Genomic DNA, 21,507 nt, shown 5'->3' with positions numbered 1-21,507 from the left:
TTGTTGCCAACTCGTTATCGGGAGATCACCGTGGCCGCTCAGCTATTCCTGGCCCGGGGTGGTCTTCGCGATCTGCATGAGGAACTCGAGGTTCGTCCGGGTCTTGCGCAGCCGGTCGAGCAAGAGGTCGATCGCCTGCTGCGGCTCGAGGGCGTGCAGCACGCGGCGCAGCTTGATCGTCACGGCGAGCTCGTCCGGGCTGAGCAGGATCTCCTCCTTGCGCGTGGAGGACTGGTCGACGTCCACCGCAGGGAAGATCCGCTTGTCGGCGATGTCGCGACGCAGACGCAATTCGGCGTTGCCGGTGCCCTTGAACTCCTCGAAGATCACCGTGTCCATCGTCGACCCGGTCTCGACCAGGGCCGTCGCGAGGATGGTGAGCGAGCCGCCGTTCTCGATGTTGCGGGCGGCACCGAGGAAACGCTTCGGCGGGTACAGCGCCGTGGAGTCCACACCACCGGAGAGGATGCGGCCGCTCGCCGGCGCGGCTAGGTTGTACGCGCGGCCGAGCCGGGTGATCGAGTCGAGCAGCACCACGACGTCGTGGCCCATCTCGACCAGCCGCTTGGCCCGCTCGATCGACAGCTCGGCGACCATCGTGTGGTCCTGCGGCTTGCGGTCGAAGGTCGAGGCGATGACCTCGCCCTTCACCGACCGCTGCATGTCGGTGACCTCCTCGGGCCGCTCGTCGACGAGGACGACCATGAGGTGGCACTCGGGGTTGTTCGTGGCGATCGCGTTCGCGATGGCCTGCAGCACCGAGGTCTTGCCCGCCTTCGGCGGCGACACGATGAGCGCGCGCTGGCCCTTGCCGATCGGCATGACCAGGTCGATGACCCGTGTCGTGAAGACGTGCGGCTCGGTCTCGAGCCGCAGCCGCTCCTGCGGGTACAGGGGCGTCAGCTTCGTGAACTCGACCCGGTTCTTCAGCGTCTCCGGGTCACGGCCGTTGACCGTGTCGAGACGCACCAGCGGGTTGTACTTCTCGCGCCGCTCGCCGTCGCGCGCCTGCTTCACCGCGCCGGTGATCGCGTCACCGCGGCGCAGGTTGAACCGGCGGACGTAGGAGTTGGCGACGTAGACGTCGTCGGACGTCGCGAAGTAGCCGCTCGTGCGCACGAACCAGGTGTTCTTCTCCTCGACCGAGTCGAGGATGCCCGCGACCGGGATGAGGACGTCGTCGTCGGTCACCGTCGGCTCGACATCGGCGTTGCCACCGAACGAGCCGGTGCCCTGCCGGTCGCGGTTGCGCCCGCGCCGGTCGCGGTACCGCCGGCCGCGACGGCTGCCGAACTCCTCGTCGTCGCCCGCGCCGCCCTGGCCCTGCTCGCCGCTCGCCGCGCGCTGGCCGTCGGCGTTGCCCTGGCTGCCGTTGCTCTGGCTGCCGTTACCCTGGCCGCCGTTGCCCTGGCCGCCATTGCCCTGGTTGGAGGCGTTGCCCTGGTTGGTCGGCCGGCCCCCGCCCTGGTGGCCGTCGCCGCCCTGCTGCGAACGGTTCGGGCCGCCGTCACGGCGCTCGTTGCGCTGCCGGCGGTTCGGCTGGCCGCCCTGCTGCTGGTGCGGGCGTTCGCCGCCGTCGCCGGCGTCGGCGGCGGGCGCGAGGTCGGTGGACGCGCCGTCGCCACGGTGCTCGTCGCGGGGGCGGTCGTCGCGCGTGCGGTCGGGACGGCGCTCGCGGCGCCGCTCGGTGCCCGGTTCGCCGCCCCGGTCGGACGACACCTCGGCCGCCGGGACCTCACCGCGCGTCCGGTCGGCGCGGTCGGCGCGGTCGCCGCGGTCGTGCTGGTCGGTGCGGGCCACCTGGGGGGCGCGCTCGGCGCTGCTGTCGGCCGCGCCGGCGGACGGCGCGCCGCCGTTGCTGCTCGGGGCGCTCTCGCGCGGGGCGCCGCTGCCGGCCGAGGAGCCCGCGGCCCGGGCGTCCTGGATGGCCTTGATCAGGTCGCTCTTCTTCATCTTCGTCGGCAGCCCGAGGCCGCCGGCGATCTGCTGCAGCTCGGGCAGCAGCAGGGAGTTGAGCGAGCCCTTCCTCGCGGCCGGACGCGTCCGGCCGCCGGCCGACCCGGTGTCCGACGGCGCCTCCGCGACGGCCGGCAGGGTCTGCTCGTTGGTGTCGGTCACAGTGAGATCGGATCCTTCCGATGGGGCCGGCGCGCCCTCCGGGCGCGCTGCGGCCGAATACTCCGACCCGACGGACTGCACCGACTGATCGGGGTCCCCCGACGTGGTGTCGGGAAGCTTGTGGTTGGTCAGCGACCGGAGCCGCCCGACACGACGGAAGACGTCGATGAGGGGGGAACGTCCGGCAAGGCGCGAAGATCGGGGATGCTGACTGCTGCCGTCGTCAGGACCTTCGCCGCGATTGACTGACACGGCCAGATTAGACCCTCACTTCACGGCCAGCAACACCGCCACGCACCCGGATGTTCCGGCCGTCGCACGGGGCACGGACGTCGTCGGGGACGTCGCGTCGGCGCCCGTGACGGGCGCTCAGCGCGTGGTGACACGCCCGGCGCGGACGCCGGGGGCGAGCCCGCGCCAGCCCTCCGGCGCGGCGGCGAGCACGGTGGCCGCCGACGCCTCGTCGGCGAGCACGAGCACGGTCGGGCCCGCTCCGGAGATCACCGCCGCGTGGCCGTCCGCGCGCAGGCGCGTGACCAGGGCGAACGAGTCGGCCATCGCGGTGGCGCGGTACTGCTGGTGCAGGCGGTCGGCCGTCGCGGGGAGCAGTTGTTCCGGCGCGCCGGTCAGGGCGGCGACGAGCAGGGCGGCACGCCCAGCGTTGGCGGCGGCGTCGGCGTGTGGCACGGACGTCGGCAGCAGGCCGCGGGCGCGCTCGGTCGACGCCTCGAAGGGCGGCACGAGCACCACCGGTCGAACCCTCGAGTCGACGTCGAGACGCAACGCGCTCGCGTGTCCACCCTCGGTCCAGGCGACGGTCAGCCCGCCGAGCAGGCAGGGGGCGACGTTGTCGGGATGCCCCTCGAGCCCGGCGGCGAGCGCGAGCACCTCGTCGTCCGGCAGCCACTCGGGGCCGCCCGCGACCAGGCCACGGGCCAGCACGAGGCCGGCGACGATGGCGGCGGCGGACGAGCCGAGGCCGCGACCGTGCGGGATGGCGTTGTGGCAGGTGAGCCGCAGGCCCGGCGGTCGGGCGTCCAGCCGCTCGAAGGCGGTCCGCATGGCGCGCACGACGAGGTGCGACTCGTCGCGCGCCACGCCGGCACCCTCGCCGCGGACGTCGATGTGCAGCCCGTCGTCGACCACCTCGGCCGTCAGCGTGTCGGTGAGGTCGAGGGCCAGGCCGAGCGCGTCGAACCCCGGACCGAGGTTGGCGCTGGTCGCCGGCACCTCGACGGTGACCGGTGCCCGGACGAAGGCGGTCAAGCCAGACCCAGGGCGCCGGCAGCGGCCGCGCCGTCGACCGGCACGGTGATCGGCTTCGGTGCCCCGGCGATCGCCCAGTCGGGATCCTTGAGCCCGTTGCCGGTGACGGTGCAGACGACCGTCGCGCCCTTCGGCAGACGTCCGTCGGCCGCCGTCATCAGCAGCCCGGCCACCGACGCCGCCGACGCCGGTTCGACGAAGACGGCCTCGCTGCGGGCGACCAGGCGGTAGGCCTCGAGGATCTGCTTGTCGGTGACGGCGTCGATGAGACCGCCCGACTCGTCACGGGCCTGCTCGGCGAAGGTCCAGGACGCCGGGTTGCCGATGCGGATCGCCGTCGCGATCGTCGTCGGCTTCGCGACCGGCGCGCCCTTCACGATCGGGGCGGCGCCGGCGGCCTGGAAGCCGAACATGCGCGGCGTGCCCTGCACGATGTCGTCGGCCGCGTACTCCTGGTAGCCCATCCAGTACGCGGTGATGTTGCCCGCGTTGCCCACCGGGATGCAATGGATGTCCGGCGCCCGGCCGAGCACGTCGCAGATCTCGAACGCGGCGGTCTTCTGCCCCTGCAGCCGGAACGGGTTCACCGAGTTGACCAGCGACACCGGGTAGTCGACCGCCAGCTTGCGGGCGAGCTCGAGGCAGTCGTCGAAGTTGCCGTCGACCTGCAGCAGCTGTGCGCCGTGCACCAGCGCCTGCGCCAGCTTGCCGAGCGCGATCTTGCCCTCGGGCACGAGCACGGCGCAGGTCATGCCGGCGCGCACCGCGTAGGCCGCGGCCGAGGCCGAGGTGTTGCCCGTCGAGGCGCAGATGACCGCCTTGGCGCCGTCCTGCTTGGCCTTCGAGATGGCCATGGTCATGCCGCGGTCCTTGAACGACCCGGTCGGGTTGGCGCCCTCGACCTTGAGGTACACCTCGCAGCCGGTGCGCCGCGACAGTTCGTGCGCCGGGACGAGCGGGGTCGCGCCCTCGTACAGCGTCACCACCGGGGTGTCCGGGTCGACGGGCAGCCGGTCGCGGTAGGCCTCGATCAACCCGGGCCACTGGCGATATGTCATCGGTCCGCCGCCATCCCCTCGACACGCATGACGCTGGCGGCGCGGCGCACGAACTCCTGCTTCGACAGGTCGTCGACGGTCGCCCGCAGCGCGGCGTCCGGGGCGCTGTGCGTGACGAGCACCAGCGTGGCGGCGTCGCCGCGCCCCTCCTGCCGCACCGTCTGGATGCTGATGCCGTGCTCGGCGAACGCCGAGGCGACGGACGCGAGCACGCCCGGCTGGTCGCTCACGTCGAGGGCCACGTGGTACCGGGTGGTGACCTCGCCCATCGGCTGCACCGGCAGGTCGGCGTAGGCGCTCTCCCCCGCACCGCGGCTGCCGCTGACGCGGTTGCGGGCGACGGCCACCAGGTCGCCGAGCACCGCGCTCGCGGTCGGGGCGCCGCCGGCTCCACGTCCGTAGAACATGAGCGAGCCGGCCGCCTCGGCCTCGACGAAGACGGCGTTGAACGCGTCGCCGACGCCGGCCAGCGGGTGCGTGCGCGGGATCATCGCCGGGTGCACCCGCACGGCCACGCCGGCGTCGGTGCGCTCGCAGATGGCGAGCAGCTTCACCGTGCACCCCATGGCGCGCGCGCTCGCCATGTCGGCGGCGGTGACCTCGCCGATGCCCTCGCGGTACACGTCGGCGGACGTGACGCGGGTGTGGAAGGCGAGGCCGGCGAGGATCGCGGCCTTGGACGCGGCGTCGTACCCGTCGACGTCGGCGGTCGGGTCGGCCTCGGCGTACCCGAGCTGGGTGGCCTCGGCCAGCGCCTCGCCGAAACCGGCACCGGTCGCGTCCATGCGGCTGAGGATGAAGTTCGTCGTGCCGTTGACGATGCCGAGCACCCGAGTGATGCGGTCGCCCGCGAGCGACTCGCGCAGCGGACGCAGCAACGGGATCGCCCCCGCCACCGCCGCCTCGTAGTAGAGGTCGACGCCCGCCTTCGCGGCCGCGTCGTGCAGCGTCGCGCCGTCCTCGGCGAGCAGTGCCTTGTTGGCGCTGACCACCGACTTGCCGTGCTGCAGCGCCGTCATGAGCAGCGAGCGCACCGGTTCGATGCCGCCGATCACCTCGACGACGAGGTCGATGTCGTCGCGCGTCACCAGCGCCTCGGCGTCGGTGGTGAGCAGCTCGGCGGGCACGTCGTGGTGCTTCGCCGGGCGCCGCACCGCCACCCCGGCCAGTTCCAGCGGCGCGCCGATGCGCGCGGCGAGGTCGTCGGCCTGCTCGTCCAGCAGCCGGACGACCTGCGACCCCACGACACCGCAGCCCAGCAGCGCGACCCTCAACGCGTCAGACACGGTGCACCCCCGGATCGGTGAAGCCCGGATCGAGCCGCAGCAGATCCTCCTCGGTCTCGCGACGGACGATCACCGTCGACACGCCGCCGCGGACGGCGACCACGGGCGGTCGCGGCACGTGGTTGTAGTTGCTGGCCATGCTGCGGCAGTACGCGCCGGTGGCGGCCACCGCCAGCAGGTCGCCCGGACGCAGGTCACCCGGCAGCCACGCGTCCCGAACGACGATGTCGCCGCTCTCGCAGTGCTTGCCGACGATCCGGCACAGGATCGGCTCGACCTCGGATCGACGGTTGGCCAGGACGCAGGTGTACGCCGCGTCGTAGAGGGCGGTGCGGATGTTGTCGCTCATGCCGCCGTCGACCGAGACGTAGACCCGCTCGGTGCCGCCGTCGAGCGTCACCGGCTTCACCGTGCCGACCTCGTAGACGGTGATCGCGCTCGGGCCGACGATCGCCCGGCCCGGCTCGACGGCGATGCGCGGCACGCGCAGCCCCACCGTCGCGCACTCGACCTCGACGATGCCGATGAGCCGTTCCAGGGTCTGCTTCGGCGTCTCGGGGTCGTCGCCGCTGACGTAGGCGATGCCGAGCCCCCCGCCGAGGTTGATCTCGTCCAGCTCGACGCCGTGCCGGTCGCGCAGCGCGGCGGCGAGGCCGATCACCCGGTGCGCCGCGATCTCGAACCCGGACGTCTCGAAGATCTGCGAGCCGATGTGGCTGTGCAGGCCGACCAGCTCGAGGCTCTCGTGGGCGAGCACGGCCTCGGCGGCGCGGGCGGCGGCGCCGTCGCGCAGCGAGAAGCCGAACTTCTGGTCCTCGTGCGCGGTGGCGATGAACTCGTGCGTGTGCGCCTCGACGCCCACGGTGACGCGGATGAGCACCCGCTGCCGCACGCCGGCCTCGGCGGCGACGGCGGCGAGCCGGTCGATCTCGTCGAACGAGTCGACGATGACCTGACCGACCCCGGCCGCGACGGCGCGCCGGAGCTCGGCAGTCGACTTGTTGTTGCCGTGGAACTCGAGCCGCTCGGCCGGGAACCCGGCGGCGCGCGCGACGGCGAGTTCCCCGCCGGTGCAGACGTCGAGGCCGAGGCCCTCGTCGGCCAGCCAGCGGGCGAGGGCGGTGCAGAGGAACGCCTTGCCGGCGTAGTAGACGTCGACGTCGTGGGCGGCCCAGTCGCGGGCGCGCGAGCGCAGGTCGTCCTCGTCCAGGAAGAACGTGGGCGACCCGTGCTCGGCGACGAGGTCGGTGACCGCGACGCCGCCGAGCGTGACGACACCGTCGACGCGGTCGGCGGACACCGGCCAGATCGCGGGGTCGAGCACGTTGACGTCGCGCGGACGGAACAGCGAGGCGGCGCCCGGCGCGTCGTCGGCGTGCCGGGGGCCGGCCGGGTGGACGGTGCGGGCCACTACATCCTCTCGGGGGCGTCGACGCCGAGCAGGTGCAGGCCGTTCGCCAGCACCTGGCGGGTGGCCGCGTTGACCCAGGCGCGGGTGCGGTTCACCGCTTCGATCGGCTCGTCGCCGCGCGGCATGATCCGGCAGGCGTCGTACCAGCGGTGGTAGTGGCCGGCGAGGTCCTCGAGGTACCGCGCCACCCGGTGCGGCGCCCGCAGCTCGGCCGCCGACGCGACGACGCGCGGGAAGTCGCTCAGCGCGGTGAGCAGCACGGCCTCGAGCGGGTGGTCGAGCAGTTCCGGCGCGAAGACGTCGAGGCCGATGCCCACCGACTCGGCGTTGCGCTGGGCGTTGCAGGTGCGCGCGTGCGCGTACTGCACGTAGTAGACGGGGTTGTCGTTCGAGCGCCGCGTGATCTCGGCGATGTCGAGGGTCAGCGGGGTGTCCGCCGACCAGCGCGCGAGCGAGTACCGCCCGGCGTCGACACCGACGAGGTCGATGAAGTCGTCGAGCGTGACGATCGTGCCGGCCCGCTTCGAGAGCCGCAGCTCCTCGCCGTCCTGCAGCAGCTTCACCAGCTGCCCGATCAGCACCTCGAGCGTCTGGTCGGGGTCGTCGCCGGCACAGGCCGCGATCGCCCGCACCCGGTTGACATAACCGTGGTGGTCGGCGCCGAGCATGTAGACGAGCCGCTCGAAGCCCCGCCCTCGCTTGTCGAGGTAGTACGCGGCGTCGGCGGCGAAGTACGTCTTCTCGCCGTTGCTGCGCACGAGCACGCGATCCTTGTCGTCGCCGAAGCCGGTCGTGCGCAGCCAGACGGCACCGTCGGCGTCGTAGACGTGGCCCTGCTCGCGCAACCGGTCGATGGCGGCGTCGACCGCGCCGCTCTCGTGCATCGTCCGCTCGCTGAACCAGACGTCGAAGTGCACCCGGAACCGCAGCAGGCTCGCCCGCACCTTCGCGACCATCGCGAGGTAGCCCGCCTCGCGGAACGCGGCGACCGCTTCATCCCCGTCGAGGTCGAGCAGGGCCGGGTCGGCGTCGACGAGCTGCTTCGCGACCTCGGGCACGTAGTCGCCGTGGTACCCGTCCTCGGGCACCGGCCGCCCGTGGGCGGCGGCGGACAGCGACGCACCGAACTTGTCCAGCTGCGAGCCGAAGTCGTTGATGTAGTGCTCCGCCGTGACCTCGGCACCTGCCGCCTCGAGCAGCCGGTGCAGGCTGTCTCCGAGCGCGGCCCACCGGGTGTGCCCCAGGTGCACCGGCCCGGTCGGGTTGGCCGAGACGAACTCGAGGTTGATCCGCTGCCCGGCGAGCTGCCCGCTGCGGCCGTACTCGCGGCCGGCCTCGACGATCTGCCGCGCGACGAGGCCGAGCGAGGCCGCGCCGAGGGTGATGTTGAGGAAGCCGGGCCCGGCGATGTCGACCCGCTCGATGCCGGACGCCGCCCGCAGCCGCTCGGCGAGCAGCTCGGCGACCTCGCGCGGCGGCCGGCCGGCGGGCTTCGCCAGGCGCAGCGCGACGTTCGTGGCGTAGTCGCCGTGCTCGGGGTTCTTCGGGCGCTCGACGAGCACCTCGGCGGGGACGTCGACCGCCAGCGCACCGGTCGCGACGACGTCCGCGACGGCGCTGCGGACGGCCTCGGCCAGCTCTGCGGGTGTCACAGAGGAATCGTAGTGGGGCGCGACCGGCCGAATTCGGGCCCGTGTGGGCCGGTGTGCTCTGGGCCCGCGCTCATCCTCGCCGCCTAGACTCGGTGCCGTCCGTGATGTCCCGAGTCCGTGACCGGTCGACCGTCGAGAAGGATCCCGCATGGCGCAGCGCAAGAACCCGCCCGCGAAGGCCGGCAGCCGGCCCGGGAGCCGCAGCGGCGCCACGGCGACGTCCGGCAAGGTCTCGACGGCCAAGCCGGGTGGCGCGGGCCGCCCGCCCGCCCGCAAGCCGGGCAAGTCGATCGTCAACCAGAAGCAGACGCCGTGGGGCCTGATCGCGACCGTCGCGGTGGTCGTCGCCTTCGCCGTCGTGGTCGTCGTCGTGGCGGTGACCAAGAGCGGCGGCGGCAGCAACGACGCCGGCAACCCCTACACCCAGCCGGAGCTGCCGGCCGTCGCCAAGATCCAGGGCGTCACGTACAAGAAGGAGCCGAACCACACCCACCGGACGGGTGTGCTGTCCTACGACAGCACTCCCCCGGTCGGCGGCGACCACAGCGACTACTGGGCCGACTGCACCGGCACGGTCTACCCGCAGCCGATCGCGAACGAGAACGCGGTGCACATGCTCGAGCACGGCGCGGTGTGGGTGACCTACAAGCAGGGCGCGCTGTCGCAGTCCGAGATCGCCACGCTGGCCAAGGACGTGCAGGGCAACAACTACATGGCGATGAGCCCGTACCCCGACCTCAAGACCAAGGTCTCGCTGCAGGCCTGGGGCTATCAGCTGTTCGTCAACAGCGTCACCGACCCGCGCATCCAGCAGTTCATCGACGAGCTGGTGCACAACCCGAAGATCACGCCCGAGTACGGCGCCACCTGCTCGCAGCCCACGTTCAAGGCGCACCCGAGCACGTTCGGGCACCCGCTCAGCTCGTCGGACGTGTCGGCCGCGAACACCATGCAGGACCCGAGCGCCGCCGCGAAGTGATGGAGCAGTCATGACTCTCCTCGACGAACCCGACACCGACGTCAGCGAGGCGCCGGACGGCGGCTCGCGCCTGCGGATCGTGCTCGTCGCGGTGCTCGCCGTCGCCGCGCTCGTGCTGGCCGGCGGGGCGGGCTGGCTGCTCGGGCACTCGTCCGGCTCGGCGGACACCCCGTCGTCCAGCTCGGTCGACGCCGGCTTCGCGCGCGACATGGCGACCCACCACGAGCAGGCCGTGATCATGGCCGGCTACGAGCGCGACAACACCACCGACCCGGCGCTCAAGGTGCTGGCCACCGACATGGAGACCAGCCAGCAGTTCCAGATCGGCCAGATGAACGGCTGGCTGGACGCCTGGCACCTGCCGTACACGACGACGCAACCGCGCATGGCGTGGATGGGGTCGTCGATGGGCGACATGCACGGCATGGACATGCACGGGAACCTCATGCCGGGCATGGCGACGCCGGACCAGATGGACAAGCTCGAGTCGTTGCACGGCAAGGCGCTCGACATCCTGTTCCTGCAGCTCATGATCCGGCACCACCAGGGCGGCCTGCCGATGGCCGAGTACGCCGTGGCGCACGCGTCCGAGGGGTACGTGAAGACCCTGGCCCAGGCGATGCTCAACGCGCAGCAGAGCGAGATCACCTACATGGAGCAGCAGCTGCGCAAGCTCGGCGGCACGCCGCTGCCCGCCCCGTGACGGCACTGCGCCGCCGCGTCGCTCTCGCCACCGCGGGGCTGCTCTGCGCCGTCGGTACGGCCGGGTGCACGAGCAGTGCGGCGACCGGGCACGGCACCACCGCGACGTCGCGCACCGGCACCGCGCCGGTGACGACGGCGCCCTCACGGTCGAGCAGCGGGGCCGCGGCCGGCGGTGGGACGAGCACCTCGGCGTCCGCCGGCGCGACCGACCCGAACAACGTCTACATCCGCCCGGAACCTGCGACGCTCAAGGCGATCCCTGGGGTTGTCTTCCGGCCCGAGCCGAAGCACGACCATGTCGACGGCGTGGTGCGCTACGACGCGTCCCCGCCGGTCGGTGGTGACCACTCGGCCTACTGGGCCGACTGCACCGGCACGATCTACACCGCGCCGATCGCCGACGAGAACGCGGTGCACGACCTCGAGCACGGCGCCGTCTGGGTCACCTACCGCCCGGGCCTGCCGCAGGCCGACCTGGCGCGGCTCACCTCGCTGTTCAGCGGCACCGACTACACGCTGGTGAGCCCCTACCCCGGTCTGAAGTCGCCGATCTCGCTGCAGTCGTGGGACTACCAGCTGTTCCTCGACTCGGCGTCCGACCCGCGACTGATCGCCTTCGTCAACGCCGTCCGGGCCAATCCGGCGGTCACGCCCGAGCTCGGCGCGTCCTGCTCGCAGCCGACGTTCAAGGCGCATCCGAGCACCCCCGGCCATCCGCTGTCGGCGCCTGCGAGCTGACTGGAGCGGGTTGCTAGGCTGATCGGGTTTGCCGCCCCCGTAGCTCAGGGGATAGAGCACCGCCCTCCGGAGGCGGGAGCGCAGGTTCGAATCCTGCCGGGGGCACTCGACGGAAGGCCCGAATTTGCTGGCCTCCAGGCACGTGGACAGGCATCTGTGGTCCTTCGATATTGATCTTGTACGCATTTTGTACGCATCGCGTGCGCACAAGATCCATTTCTGGCGAGGGGCTCGTCCGCGCCGGGAAGTCCGACGGCACAAGGAATTCCGGGCGCGCGGCACCCGGCGACACGTCGCGGTACGAATCCAGGTCACGATCTGATAACAACGCCGGCGGCGGGGTCTCCCCCGCACCGCCCAGGCGACGCTCCTGACCATCGGTCAGGCCGTTGCATGCCGCCCTTCGGCTGACCCTGCGAGCGGCGGCTAGGCAGACCCGACCCTTCAACGTCGCTCGACCAACGCCCGACCGCGGGCGGCGGCGACGATCTCGCTGGCGCCCGTGGGACACAATCACGCCGTGCTGATCACCATCACGACGACGCGCGAACCTGCGACCGATCTGGGCTTCCTGCTTCACAAGCACCCCGATCGCGTCCAGGCGTTCGAGCTCGCCGTCGGAACGGCGCACGTGTTCTACCCCGAGGCCAACGAACAGCGCTGCACGGCCGCGCTGCTGCTCGAGGTCGACCCGGTGGCGCTGGTGCGGGGGCGGCGTGGTGATGGTGAGGGGTTCGCCTTGGCGCAATACGTCAACGACCGTCCCTATGCCGCGTCCAGCCTGATGGCGGTGGCGATGAAGGACGTGTTCCGATCCGCGTTGGCCGGGCAGTGCAACGCCCGCCCGGAGCTCGCCGCCTCGCCGTTGCCGCTCGAGATCACGATCCCCGCACTCCCCTGCTCGGGCGGCGTCGAGCTTGCCCGCCGAGTGTTCGAACCACTCGGCTGGACGGTGGATGCAACGTCGGTTCCGCTCGACCCCGAGCTCCCACAGTGGGGCGCATCGCGGTACCTCGACGTCGTCCTGACCGGCACGGTTCGGCTGGCTGACGCGCTGAACCACCTGTACCTCTTGCTACCGGTGCTGGACGACGGCAAGCACTACTGGTTCAGCACCGAGGAGGTCGACAAGCTGGTGCGCGCCGGCGGGACGTGGCTGGCGACCCATCCCGAGAAGACATTGATCGCTCGTCGGTATCTGCTCCACCGCCGAGAGCTGACTCGCGAGGCCCTGGCTCGCCTGGCCGAATTGGACGAGACAGAGCCGGAGGCAGTGGACGACGCCGTTGACGGCGCCCGCATCCTCGAGCCGCCCGACAAGCCGCTGCCGCTCCACGAACTTCGGCGTGGTGCAGTGCTCGCGGCGCTTCGCGCGAGCGGCGCGCGCCGCGTCGGCGATCTTGGCTGCGGCGAGGGCACCTTGGTTGCCCAGCTCCTCGCGGACCGGTTCTTCGACCACGTCGTGGCCACCGACGTCTCGGCGCGCGCGCTCCAGATCGCGGGCCGCAAGCTGAAGCTCGATCGGATGACGCCCGAGCAGCGGGCCCGGATCGACATCTTCCAGAGTTCGCTGACCTACCGCGACGACCGCCTGCAGGGTCTCGACGCGGCAGTGCTGATGGAGGTCATCGAACACGTCGATCCACCCCGTCTCGCGGCGCTCGAGCGCGCCGTCTTCGGCGTCGCCCGACCCGGCACGGTCGTCGTCACTACCCCGAACGTCGAATACAACGTGCGGTACGAGACGCTGCCGGCCGGTGCCCGGCGGCACCGCGACCACCGTTTCGAGTGGACTCGGGCCGAATTCGCGAGTTGGGCTGACAGCACCGCCTCGGCACACGGCTATCGCGTGCGGCTGCTCCCGGTCGGCGACGAGGACCTCGACGTCGGCGCACCCACGCAGATGGCTGTCTTCACTCGTGGCGAGATCGCCGCATGACGACGTTGACGGTGCCGGAGCTCAGCCTCGTCGTGCTCATCGGCGCGTCCGGCTCGGGGAAGTCGAGTTTCGCCCGAGCGCACTTCCGGCCGACCGAGGTCATCTCGTCCGACTTCTGTCGTGGCCTGGTCGCCGACGACGAGAACGACCAGGCTGCGAGCACCGACGCGTTCGAGGTGTTGCACTTCATCGTCGGCAAGCGACTCGCACTCGGCCGGCTCACCGTCGTCGACGCGACCAACGTGCAGGCCGAAGCCCGGCGCGCGCTGGTGGCCCTCGCTCGCGACCACGACGTGCTGCCGGTGGCCGTCGTCCTGGACCTGCCCGAGCGGATCTGCCTCGAGCGCAACGCGGCGCGTCCCGACCGGGACTTCGGACCACACGTCGTCCGCCGCCAGCGCGACCAGCTGCGCCGGAGTCTCCGTGGGTTGAACCGCGAGGGATTCCGCACCGTCCACGTGCTGAGCAGCGAGGAGGAGGTCGCCGATGTGACGATCTCGCGATCGCGCCTGTTCAACGACCTTCGCCACGAGACCGGCCCATTCGACGTCATCGGCGACATCCACGGGTGTGGCGCGGAACTCGAGACCCTGCTGTCGGACCTCGGGTACACGTTCCGTCGCGACGCGGCGGGTCGCGCAATCGACGCCGAGCACGCAGACCGGCGAGCGGTCTTTGTTGGTGACCTCGTCGACCGTGGCCCGGACACACCGGGGGTGCTGCGGCTGGTGATGGGCATGGTCGCCGCTGGACACGCCTTCTGCGTTTCCGGCAACCACGAGAGCAAGCTGCTCAAAGCGCTCAAGGGACGCAACGTCCAGCGCACCCACGGATTGGCCGAATCGCTGGCGCAGCTCGAGCAGCAACCCGAGGAGTTCCGGGCCGAGGTCGTGCGCTTCCTCGACGGCCTGATCAGCCACTACGTGCTCGACGATGGACGCCTGGTGGTCTCGCACGCGGGTCTCGTGGAGCGGTATCACGGTCGCGCGTCGGGCCGCGTTCGGGAGTTCTGCCTGTACGGGCAGACGACCGGCGAGACCGACGAGTACGGGTTGCCCGTGCGCTACCCGTGGGCCGAGCAGTACCGCGGCCGCGCCATGGTCCTCTACGGGCACACGCCGGTACCGGCGCCGGAGTGGGTCAACAACACCCTCTGCCTCGACACCGGCTGCGTCTTCGGCGGACGCCTCACGGCGTTGCGCTACCCGGAACGCGAGATCGTGTCCGTGCCGGCTGAACGAGTGCACTACGAGCCGGTCAAGCCGTTCGCGGCCAATCCCGAGGCCGCGGCGGCCGCGTCGGCAACGCGTCGCGATCCTGACGTGCTCGATATTGCCGACGTCGCCGGCCGTCGCGTGCTCGAGACGTCGTACGTCAAGCGGATCGGGGTTCGAGAGGAGAACGCCGCTGCGGCTCTCGAGGTGATGAGCCGTTTCGCGGTCGACCCGCGCTGGTTGCTGTACCTGCCGCCGACGATGAGCCCGGTCGCGACCTCGACCAGGCCTGGCATGCTCGAGCACCCCGAGGAGGCTTTCAGCGCCTTCCGTACCGACGGTGTCGACCAGGTCGTCTGCCAGGAGAAGCACATGGGCTCCAGGGCCGTCCTCCTGGTGTGCCGTTCATTGGACTCCGCACGCGCTCGCTTCGGAGCGCCTGGTGATCGTCTCGGTGCGGTCTGGACACGGACCGGCCGCCCCTTCTTCGACGACCGTCTGGTCACCGAGCTGATTGAACGGATCAGGGCCGCGGCGGAGGTAGCTGGCCTCTTCGACGAGTTGAACACGTCGTGGCTCCTGCTCGACGCCGAGATCATGCCGTGGAGCGCCAAAGCCGGCGCTCTGCTGCGCGACCAATACGCGGCCGTCGGCGCGGCCGCGCGAGCCGCGCTGCCACCGGCGACCGAAGCGCTGCGCCGAGCAACATCGCGTGGGCTCGACATCAGCGAACTGCTGGCTCGGACGGAGGCACGGGCAAGCAACGCCGATCGCTTCGCCGAGGCGTACCGGCGCTACTGCTGGGACGTCAAGGGCCTGGACGGCGTCCGTGTTGCCCCTTTCCAGATTCTCGCGTCCGATGGCGCGACTCACCACCGAAGGCCACACGACTGGCACCTCGAGCGCGCTGACCGCTTGGTCGCGGCCGACCCCGCCTTGATGCAAGCAACCCGGCGGCTTGCCGTCGACACGACTGATCCTGACTCAGTCACTGCCGGGGTCCACTGGTGGGAAGAAATGACAGCGGCCGGCGGAGAGGGCATGGTGGTCAAGCCTGCGGACAACTTGACGCGCGGACCCCGCGGCATCGTCCAGCCCGGCCTGAAGGTACGGGGCCGTGAGTACCTGCGGATCATTTACGGACCCGATTACACCGAACCGCAGCACCTCGATCGATTGCGGCAGCGCGGACTCGGGCACAAGCGATCGATGGCCCTGCGTGAATATGCCCTGGGCCTGGAAGCCCTCGATCGCGCGGCACGACAGGAACCCCTATGGCGAGTCCACGAATGCGTCTTCGCGGTGCTCTCCTTGGAATCCGAGCCAGTCGATCCTCGCCTCTGAGCGATGCGGGGTCGCGGTGGTACGACGTCCCGCTCACGCGCGTCGCCGTCGTCAGGCGGTGTCAGATCCCTCGTCGAACAGACGAGCGCCGCTAAGTGCACGACCATGCCGATGTCGTAGCGATCTGCATCTCGGTCGAATCAGACTGGATGTCACTAGGCTCCGAGTTCGTGTCAACAGACCGCTCGTGCATCAGGGTCAAGTCGATGTTGATCGCCCCGAACGCCGATCTCCAGGCCCACGCAGTGTCAGTTCATCCGGCGACGACCGAAAGTCCGTTTGGCTATCACCGGCTGATCGGTGGAAGCGTCGAGTTAGGCGAGACTGGTCGCGACGCGATGGTCCGGGAGGTTGCCGAAGAGCTCAGCGCGTCGATCGACGGGCTGACGTTACTAGGCGTCGTCGAGAACATCTTCCGCGTCGGCGGCGTGCTCGATCATGAGGTGGTCTTCGTCTACACCGGTCGGCTCAGACCGGAGCCCGCCCTCGTCGGCGCAAGCCTGATGGAGAGCGACGGCAGCAGCGTCCCGATAGTCTGGCGGCCATTCGACGACGATGGCGAGCGGGTACCGCTTTATCCGGCGGGCGCGATTCCCTGGGTCCGGCACGTGCAGCGTGCGGTACGGACGACGTGACGAGTGGCCCACGGCTGTTCCACGTCAGCGAGGAAGGCCCGTTCGACGAGATGACGCCACGTGCTGCGCCGGCTGGGTCGCCCCAGGCGGGCCGACACTTGGTGTGGGCGGTCGACGAGTTCCATTTAGCGAATTACTTGCTCCCCCGAGAGTGCCCGCGCGTTTGTTGGGCCGTACGGGACGCACCGTCCAATGTGTTGCTCGCTTCACCGGCCGACCGGGTCATCGCCATCGAACAGGCATGGCTCCCCGCGCTCGAAGGGGTCTGCCTGCGGGTGCACGAACTCGACGCTGCCGGCTTCACCGTGCTCGACGCAGCGGCGGGGTACTGGGTCAACGAGCAGCGTGCATGCGTCCTTGCCGTTCGTGAGGTCACCGACTGCCAGACCGCCATCGCCGAGCACGGTGCAGAACTACGGATCGCGACATCTCTCTGGCCGTACGTCGACGCTGTCGTCGCAGTCGGCGGCGACTTCAGCTGTATCCGGCTCCGCAACGCCATACCTCGTGACGACGCCGCAGCCAGACCAGTGACCGCCGCCGAATGAGCGGTCACGCCGCTGGTCCGCCGGCGGCGGGTCGCGCCGATGTCCCGTCGTCTCAGTCGATCCTGACGGTGACGCGGCACGCGGGTGTGGGGGAGGATTGTGGTCAAAGGTCCTTGCGAAAGTGGATATCCGCTTGTCCGGCGACTGGGACGCCTTCCCAGCGAAAGATCTCGCGGTAGCCAAGCTTCATGTAGAAGCCGGGCGCTTGAAACGTGAAGGAGGTGACAAAGACACGCCGCGCCCCGCGACTGATTGCGGTTCGCTCAAACTCAGTCAGCAAGTGGGCGCCAATGCCGGAGCCGCGTTGGTCCTCGCGGACCCAGGTCATGATTGATGCCCGCCGCCTCCTACCAGGTCCACCCGGTGATTCCGCCGAGAAGTTCACCCTGGTCGTTGTCACACTTCACGCTGAGCAGCACGGCGCTCGGACCGGGCGCTGCCACAGCGTTGAAGCTGTCGAGTTCGTCGGAGAGTCGCGCGGACAGGTCAGCGTCGTGCTCACTGACATGAAGCTGGGTGGTCTCTGCCTGATCTTGTCGCTCGGCTAGTCCCTCGATGTCGCATGCGCCATCCCCCCGGTCCTGGAAGAGCCCGACCATGCCGCCTGGTTCGGCGGTCATGCGGATGTCGCAGCGGCCGAGATCGTCCTTCGGCGTGGGCGCTCGCGCGCCGATCCGGCGCTGACCATCACTTCGGACCGGGACATCTCGAGCCGACCGAGATGCTCACGCGGCGGGATACAGTGCCAGGCATGCTTGGCACGAGGCCGTGGCGAGTCGCTATGTCGCTGTCGGTCGCGGTCTTCTTCGGTTTCTGCGTCGCGTTGCTGAAGGGTCAAGACGCTGGTCTGCGCGACGCGGTTGGAAATCTGAGTGCCCCCTGGCTCTTGGTCGCGTTCTGGTGCGGCTCAATCGTGCGAGCCCGCTCGGCTGGTGCCGTCGTTGGTGTCGTGGCGACGAGCCTCGCTCTGACGGGTTTCTGTCTTGGCCTGGCGTTGATCAGTGACTACGGCACGCACAGCGCAGGGAGCAGCATCGACCTCGCCATTCACGCGAACACCCGGTACTTCCAAGCAGGATTGATCAGCGGTCCGTTACTCGGCGTTCTCGGCGCCATGACTCGTCACCGCACGATCAACCGTTTCCTAGTGAGTGGGCTGTTCTTCTCGCAGAGCCGGTCGCGGTCTTCGCTGCACGTCGCGCCGGCGACTTCGACGGGCTGATCGGGTACTGGTCGAACTTCCGAACTTCGGCGTACATCGTCGAGAGTGTTGTCGCAGCATCGATGATCATCGCCGCGCTGGCATTTCAGCGCAGGTCGGCGGCAGCAAGGCGCGTGCATCGGTCAAGACCTACCGATGCACGAGTGACGCGGCCATGGCGCTGTAGGGAAGTCCGTGGGCCCGTGCGGGTTAGGCTGCCATCAGGGCACGGACGCGAGTTCCGAGGTTGCGTGATTGGCTGGTGCTCGTGAGACGGACGCTGCAGCGGGTCGGTGTTGCGCTGATGGCTGTGGTCTCGATGTTCCTGCTGTGCGGCGCGGGGTATCTGTATTTCACGGCTCGGAACCTTGACCATGCTGGGAAGCGACTGGCTGTCGCGGTGGGCCGGCACATCGCCGGCGCTCCGAGTGAGCCTCCTCCGCGCGCGGGGTCCGGGGTTGCGCAGAACCTGCTGCTGGTGGGTATCGACGACCGCTCGAACATGACTGATGCCGAGGTCGACGAGCTGAGGGTCGGTCGCGATGGCGGCAGTATGGCGACCGACACGATGATGCTCGTGCACGTCCCGGCCGATGGGTCGCGAGCGACCCTGGTGTCGTTACCGCGCGACTCTTACGTCTCGATTCCCGCCCCGGACGGGCGGTACATGGGCAAGCTCAACGGCGCCTACGCCGAGGGCTACCTCGAGGCGCAGCGGGCGCACCCGCACGCTGGAAGCGATGCGTGGCGTATCGCGGGCATCAACCTGCTGCTCACCACGGTCACCACGCTGACCGGCGTCACGATCGACCACTACGTCCAGGTCAGCCTGCTCGGCTTCTACCGGCTCAGCAATGCCATGGGCGGTGTCTCCGTCGATCTCTGCGCCGCCGTCGATGACACCGTCGAGCACAACCTGGCACTCGGCGGGACGGGCGGCTCAGGGTTCAAGATGTCCGCCGGCCCGCACACGCTGCAGGGCGTCACCGCGCTCGAGTTCGTCCGGCAACGCCACAACTTCCCCGACGGCGGCGAAGACCTGGATCGGGTCCGCCGCCAGCAGTACTTCCTGACCCAAGCATTCCGGCAGGTCGCCACCGTCGGCGTGATCACCAAGCTCAACGCCATCAAGGACGCGATCCAGACCTCGATCGTCGCCGACCCGGGTCTGCACCTGTTCGACCTGGCCAAGCAGATGGAGAACCTGACCGCGAACCGGATCGTCGGCGCCACCATCCCCACCAGCAACGCCCAGCTTCCCGACGGCACCGACATCTTGAGCGTCAACCCGGCACAGGTGCGCCGTGTCGTCGACAACCTCTTCAACGCCCATCCCGCAACCAAGACCGCACCCTCGGACCCGAGCACCATCAAGCCTGCCAGGAACCCCTCCACGAGCAGGCCCTCGACGCCGGCAAGCAAGACGTCCTGCATCAACTGAAGACGCAAACAGGAATCAGCGGGCCCCGCCGATCCACCTCCTCCTCGCGCGAGGATGCCCCGCTGTCGCGGCGCGCAGCACCGTGGCACCCCTCCGAGTCAGAACGGGTGAACGGCTGTTGAAGGACGCCGTCTGGCGGTCTCGGAAGTGAGTGATCCGAAAAGTCGACGGAGGCGGGAGCGACCTGTCGTCCCGCCCGATCAGGCCCGGTTCAACGCACGCGGATTGTGCTCGCCCGTGTCGGGCCAGACTTGGCCGCCGCCCGCATCCCCGAGACGCTCTACGGTGCGATGATGGACAGCACTGCCCTGGCCTCGGATTGTCTTCCCTGCGAGCAGGAGGCGGCTGGCGCTCTGCCGCCGCGCGAGGACATCCTTCACACCGACCACTGGCGTGTGGTGCACGCATTCAACAGCACATTGCCCGGGTGGCTTGTCGTGTTGCCGACCCGACACGTCACGTCACTCGCGGACCTGACGCTCGAGGCCGCAACGGAACTCGGCCCTCTCATCCGGCGACTAAGTCTTGCTCTGCGCAAGGTGAGAGGCTGCGAGAAGACCTACTTGATGCAGTTCTCCGAGGCAGTCGGATTTGCTCACCTCCATCTCCACCTAGTGCCGGTAAGCGCAGACCACCCCGACGAAGCTCGCGGCCCAGCAGTGTTCCGTTACCTCACCCAGAACGAAGAACAATGGCTCAGCGAGACCGAGCGGGATTCGCTCGCTCTCGCTCTGCGCGCCTACGTCCGCTAGATGGTGCCGGTGCGCGACCATGCCGCCGTCGCGGCGCAGCGCGACCATGCCGCTGTCGCGGGTGAGCGCAGTCGAGGTTGACGCAGCGTCGCCTCGACACTTCAGGACTTCGCCGCTTCGAGGTACTTCGGGCAGGCGGCGCACTGGGTGCCTGAGAGGTGATGGATCTGATGCAAGCGCTTGACTGCCAGGTCCGACCAGCTCTCGAGGCCGTCGATGAGATCTTGGACGTGCTCGAGGAGCGTCATCTCGTCGGCTCCCGGAAATGGGACCTGGTCATCAAGGAGCTGCTTGATCTGACGAAGCGTCTCGTCAGGTGAATCTATGACCATGCAGACGAGTGTGCAGGCGTTCTCGGGAGACGAGGTTGCAGGGAGGCAGCTATCCATGCCGCTATCGCGGCTTCGCTTCACTAGGCCCGCGACGGTCACCTTTCGCGCGCGGCTTCGGCGAGTTGACCGATAGGCGCGATGCCTTGCCCTTCGTGAGAGCAGAACCACCAGCTTTCACGGTCGGTGTCGGCGTGCGGGGCGGTTCAGTCGTCGTTCGGGCAGTGCGGCCAAAACGCGTGGTAGCCGAGCAGGGTGTCCGCGATCGCGTCTGACGTCTCACTAGCGATCTGAAGCACCGCGGACACGAGTAGTCGCCCGACAGCCGGAAGCCTCCGTTGGCGCCGAAGTACCAGTCGACGCCTTTGCCGACGTAAGCCCAGCGGGTCCTCGGCTCGCCGGGACGGGCAGTCTCGGCGGGGACGTCGCGCCACAGTAGTACAAGCGTGGGCGCGTCAGCGACGGTGTCGGACAGGTCGCGCTGTACCGCGGCGAGTGCTCGCTCCGCCTGTTCCCAGCCCGGGCCGAGCTGCCCGAGATTCAGCTCGTCTGCCACAGCCGAACCGTAGTACGAGCCCGTCGCAATGCGGCTCAACTGAACGGGGCACCGCACTTGCAAGTGCGCCCTTGGCGCGGAACGCGTCCCACGTATGCGACGACCTCGACAAGCGCCGTCCATTTCGCTTCGTGCGATATACGACGGCTATTCGGAGGACTGCTTCACCATGCCGCGTTCCGCGACTTCCGATGTGACGGCTGATGGAGGGGGACGTCCCAGGAAGTGGTGTAACTCCGCAGCCGGTTCGGCGTGGGTGACCACGACGTAGAAGGCCATCGTGTGAAGGTCAGCGAGACCACGCCAATGGAACTCGCGGAAGGACACAACACACG

The 21,507-nt window shown here is 69.7% G+C and carries 20 protein-coding genes and 1 tRNA gene; 11 read left to right on the top strand and 10 right to left on the bottom strand.

Annotated elements, in window-relative coordinates; translation table 11 throughout:
- Positions 1-42: 42 nt before the first annotated feature.
- The 6 genes from rho to argS form a co-directional block, all read right to left on the bottom strand.
- Positions 43-2,118, bottom strand: coding sequence for a transcription termination factor Rho (gene rho, locus ACTHMS_RS00425; RefSeq protein WP_440304702.1), 2,076 nt, complete (start codon positions 2,116-2,118; stop codon positions 43-45).
- A 369-nt stretch (positions 2,119-2,487) separates the two neighbouring features.
- Positions 2,488-3,384 (bottom strand): homoserine kinase, encoded by an 897-nt coding sequence (gene thrB, locus ACTHMS_RS00420; RefSeq protein WP_440304701.1) that lies wholly within the window; start codon positions 3,382-3,384, stop codon positions 2,488-2,490.
- Positions 3,381-4,442 (bottom strand): threonine synthase, encoded by a 1,062-nt coding sequence (gene thrC / locus ACTHMS_RS00415; protein ID WP_440304700.1) that lies wholly within the window; start codon positions 4,440-4,442, stop codon positions 3,381-3,383. The genes thrB and thrC overlap by 4 nt, the downstream gene beginning before the upstream one ends.
- Positions 4,439-5,728, bottom strand: a complete 1,290-nt coding sequence (locus ACTHMS_RS00410) for a homoserine dehydrogenase (protein ID WP_440304699.1) — start codon at positions 5,726-5,728, stop codon at positions 4,439-4,441. Before ACTHMS_RS00410 ends, thrC begins: the two co-directional genes overlap by 4 nt.
- Positions 5,721-7,139, bottom strand: coding sequence for a diaminopimelate decarboxylase (lysA, locus tag ACTHMS_RS00405; protein ID WP_440304698.1), 1,419 nt, complete (start codon positions 7,137-7,139; stop codon positions 5,721-5,723). Before lysA ends, ACTHMS_RS00410 begins: the two co-directional genes overlap by 8 nt.
- Positions 7,139-8,791, bottom strand: a complete 1,653-nt coding sequence (gene argS / locus ACTHMS_RS00400) for an arginine--tRNA ligase (protein ID WP_440304697.1) — start codon at positions 8,789-8,791, stop codon at positions 7,139-7,141. The genes lysA and argS overlap by 1 nt, the downstream gene beginning before the upstream one ends.
- Positions 8,792-8,939: 148 nt before the next feature.
- Between argS and ACTHMS_RS00395 the strand changes: the two genes are divergently transcribed.
- The 8 genes from ACTHMS_RS00395 (at position 8,940) to ACTHMS_RS00360 (ending at position 16,893) form a co-directional block, all read left to right on the top strand.
- On the top strand, positions 8,940-9,770 hold the full coding sequence (locus tag ACTHMS_RS00395) for a DUF3105 domain-containing protein (protein ID WP_440304696.1): 831 nt from the start codon (positions 8,940-8,942) through the stop codon (positions 9,768-9,770).
- A gap of 10 nt (positions 9,771-9,780) precedes the next feature.
- Positions 9,781-10,473, top strand: coding sequence for a DUF305 domain-containing protein (locus tag ACTHMS_RS00390; protein WP_440304695.1), 693 nt, complete (start codon positions 9,781-9,783; stop codon positions 10,471-10,473).
- Positions 10,470-11,213: a DUF3105 domain-containing protein gene (locus tag ACTHMS_RS00385; protein ID WP_440304694.1), complete on the top strand. Its 744-nt coding sequence runs from the start codon at positions 10,470-10,472 to the stop codon at positions 11,211-11,213. Before ACTHMS_RS00390 ends, ACTHMS_RS00385 begins: the two co-directional genes overlap by 4 nt.
- A gap of 33 nt (positions 11,214-11,246) precedes the next feature.
- Positions 11,247-11,318, top strand: a tRNA-Arg gene (locus tag ACTHMS_RS00380).
- A gap of 415 nt (positions 11,319-11,733) precedes the next feature.
- Positions 11,734-13,152, top strand: a complete 1,419-nt coding sequence (locus ACTHMS_RS00375; RefSeq protein WP_440304693.1) for a 3' terminal RNA ribose 2'-O-methyltransferase Hen1 — start codon at positions 11,734-11,736, stop codon at positions 13,150-13,152.
- Positions 13,149-15,710, top strand: a complete 2,562-nt coding sequence (locus tag ACTHMS_RS00370) for a polynucleotide kinase-phosphatase (RefSeq protein WP_440304692.1) — start codon at positions 13,149-13,151, stop codon at positions 15,708-15,710. The genes ACTHMS_RS00375 and ACTHMS_RS00370 overlap by 4 nt, the downstream gene beginning before the upstream one ends.
- Positions 15,711-15,916: 206 nt before the next feature.
- Positions 15,917-16,345 carry an NUDIX domain-containing protein gene (locus ACTHMS_RS00365; protein WP_440304691.1) on the top strand — a complete coding sequence of 143 codons (429 nt, stop codon included), beginning with the start codon at positions 15,917-15,919 and terminating at the stop codon, positions 16,343-16,345.
- Complete coding sequence (locus ACTHMS_RS00360; RefSeq protein WP_440304690.1) at positions 16,342-16,893, top strand: DUF6886 family protein; 552 nt, start codon at positions 16,342-16,344, stop codon at positions 16,891-16,893. Before ACTHMS_RS00365 ends, ACTHMS_RS00360 begins: the two co-directional genes overlap by 4 nt.
- Positions 16,894-16,996: 103 nt before the next feature.
- On the opposite strand, the gene ACTHMS_RS00355 is transcribed toward ACTHMS_RS00360, so the two are convergent.
- Together ACTHMS_RS00355 and ACTHMS_RS00350 are read right to left on the bottom strand one after the other, a co-directional pair.
- Positions 16,997-17,221, bottom strand: a complete 225-nt coding sequence (locus ACTHMS_RS00355; RefSeq protein WP_440304689.1) for a GNAT family N-acetyltransferase — start codon at positions 17,219-17,221, stop codon at positions 16,997-16,999.
- 19 nt (positions 17,222-17,240) lie between these two features.
- Positions 17,241-17,513, bottom strand: a complete 273-nt coding sequence (locus ACTHMS_RS00350; RefSeq protein WP_440304703.1) for a hypothetical protein — start codon at positions 17,511-17,513, stop codon at positions 17,241-17,243.
- Between ACTHMS_RS00350 and ACTHMS_RS00345 the strand changes: the two genes are divergently transcribed.
- From ACTHMS_RS00345 to ACTHMS_RS00335, 3 genes are all read left to right on the top strand, one after another.
- Complete coding sequence (locus tag ACTHMS_RS00345) at positions 17,456-18,115, top strand: DUF6518 family protein (RefSeq protein WP_440304688.1); 660 nt, start codon at positions 17,456-17,458, stop codon at positions 18,113-18,115. The genes ACTHMS_RS00350 and ACTHMS_RS00345 overlap by 58 nt on opposite strands.
- Before the next feature lie 247 nt (positions 18,116-18,362).
- Positions 18,363-19,535, top strand: a complete 1,173-nt coding sequence (locus ACTHMS_RS00340; RefSeq protein WP_440304687.1) for an LCP family protein — start codon at positions 18,363-18,365, stop codon at positions 19,533-19,535.
- A gap of 251 nt (positions 19,536-19,786) precedes the next feature.
- The gene (locus ACTHMS_RS00335; protein ID WP_440304686.1) at positions 19,787-20,287 is read left to right on the top strand and encodes an HIT family protein; all 501 of its coding nucleotides are present in this window, start codon (positions 19,787-19,789) and stop codon (positions 20,285-20,287) included.
- A 101-nt stretch (positions 20,288-20,388) separates the two neighbouring features.
- Here ACTHMS_RS00335 and ACTHMS_RS00330 read toward each other — a convergent pair whose 3' ends face one another.
- Both ACTHMS_RS00330 and ACTHMS_RS00325 read right to left on the bottom strand, forming a co-directional pair.
- Positions 20,389-20,619, bottom strand: a complete 231-nt coding sequence (locus ACTHMS_RS00330) for a hypothetical protein (protein ID WP_440304685.1) — start codon at positions 20,617-20,619, stop codon at positions 20,389-20,391.
- A 700-nt stretch (positions 20,620-21,319) separates the two neighbouring features.
- Positions 21,320-21,507: hypothetical protein (locus ACTHMS_RS00325; RefSeq protein WP_440304684.1), on the bottom strand; the 188-nt coding region annotated here is incomplete at its 5' end.

It is taken from the genome of Jatrophihabitans sp., from assembly GCF_051960575.1.
In the GTDB taxonomy this organism is placed as follows: domain Bacteria; phylum Actinomycetota; class Actinomycetes; order Mycobacteriales; family Jatrophihabitantaceae; genus JBQCEE01.
The sequence above is the reverse complement of the archived record's forward strand: the minus strand, read 5'-3'. Positions and strand labels throughout refer to the sequence as shown.

What these genes read in the sequence shown, in the direction of transcription:
- thrC (WP_440304700.1), bottom strand. Translation starts at nt 4,442, where the DNA reads ATGACATATCGCCAGTGGCCCGGGTTGATCGAGGCCTACCGCGACCGG.
- ACTHMS_RS00395 (WP_440304696.1), top strand. Translation starts at nt 8,940, where the DNA reads ATGGCGCAGCGCAAGAACCCGCCCGCGAAGGCCGGCAGCCGGCCCGGG.
- ACTHMS_RS00390 (WP_440304695.1), top strand. Translation starts at nt 9,781, where the DNA reads ATGACTCTCCTCGACGAACCCGACACCGACGTCAGCGAGGCGCCGGAC.
- ACTHMS_RS00370 (WP_440304692.1), top strand. Translation starts at nt 13,149, where the DNA reads ATGACGACGTTGACGGTGCCGGAGCTCAGCCTCGTCGTGCTCATCGGC.
- ACTHMS_RS00365 (WP_440304691.1), top strand. Translation starts at nt 15,917, where the DNA reads ATGTTGATCGCCCCGAACGCCGATCTCCAGGCCCACGCAGTGTCAGTT.
- ACTHMS_RS00355 (WP_440304689.1), bottom strand. Translation starts at nt 17,221, where the DNA reads ATGACCTGGGTCCGCGAGGACCAACGCGGCTCCGGCATTGGCGCCCAC.
- ACTHMS_RS00345 (WP_440304688.1), top strand. Translation starts at nt 17,456, where the DNA reads ATGCGCCATCCCCCCGGTCCTGGAAGAGCCCGACCATGCCGCCTGGTT.
- ACTHMS_RS00350 (WP_440304703.1), bottom strand. Translation starts at nt 17,513, where the DNA reads ATGACCGCCGAACCAGGCGGCATGGTCGGGCTCTTCCAGGACCGGGGG.
- ACTHMS_RS00330 (WP_440304685.1), bottom strand. Translation starts at nt 20,619, where the DNA reads ATGGTCATAGATTCACCTGACGAGACGCTTCGTCAGATCAAGCAGCTC.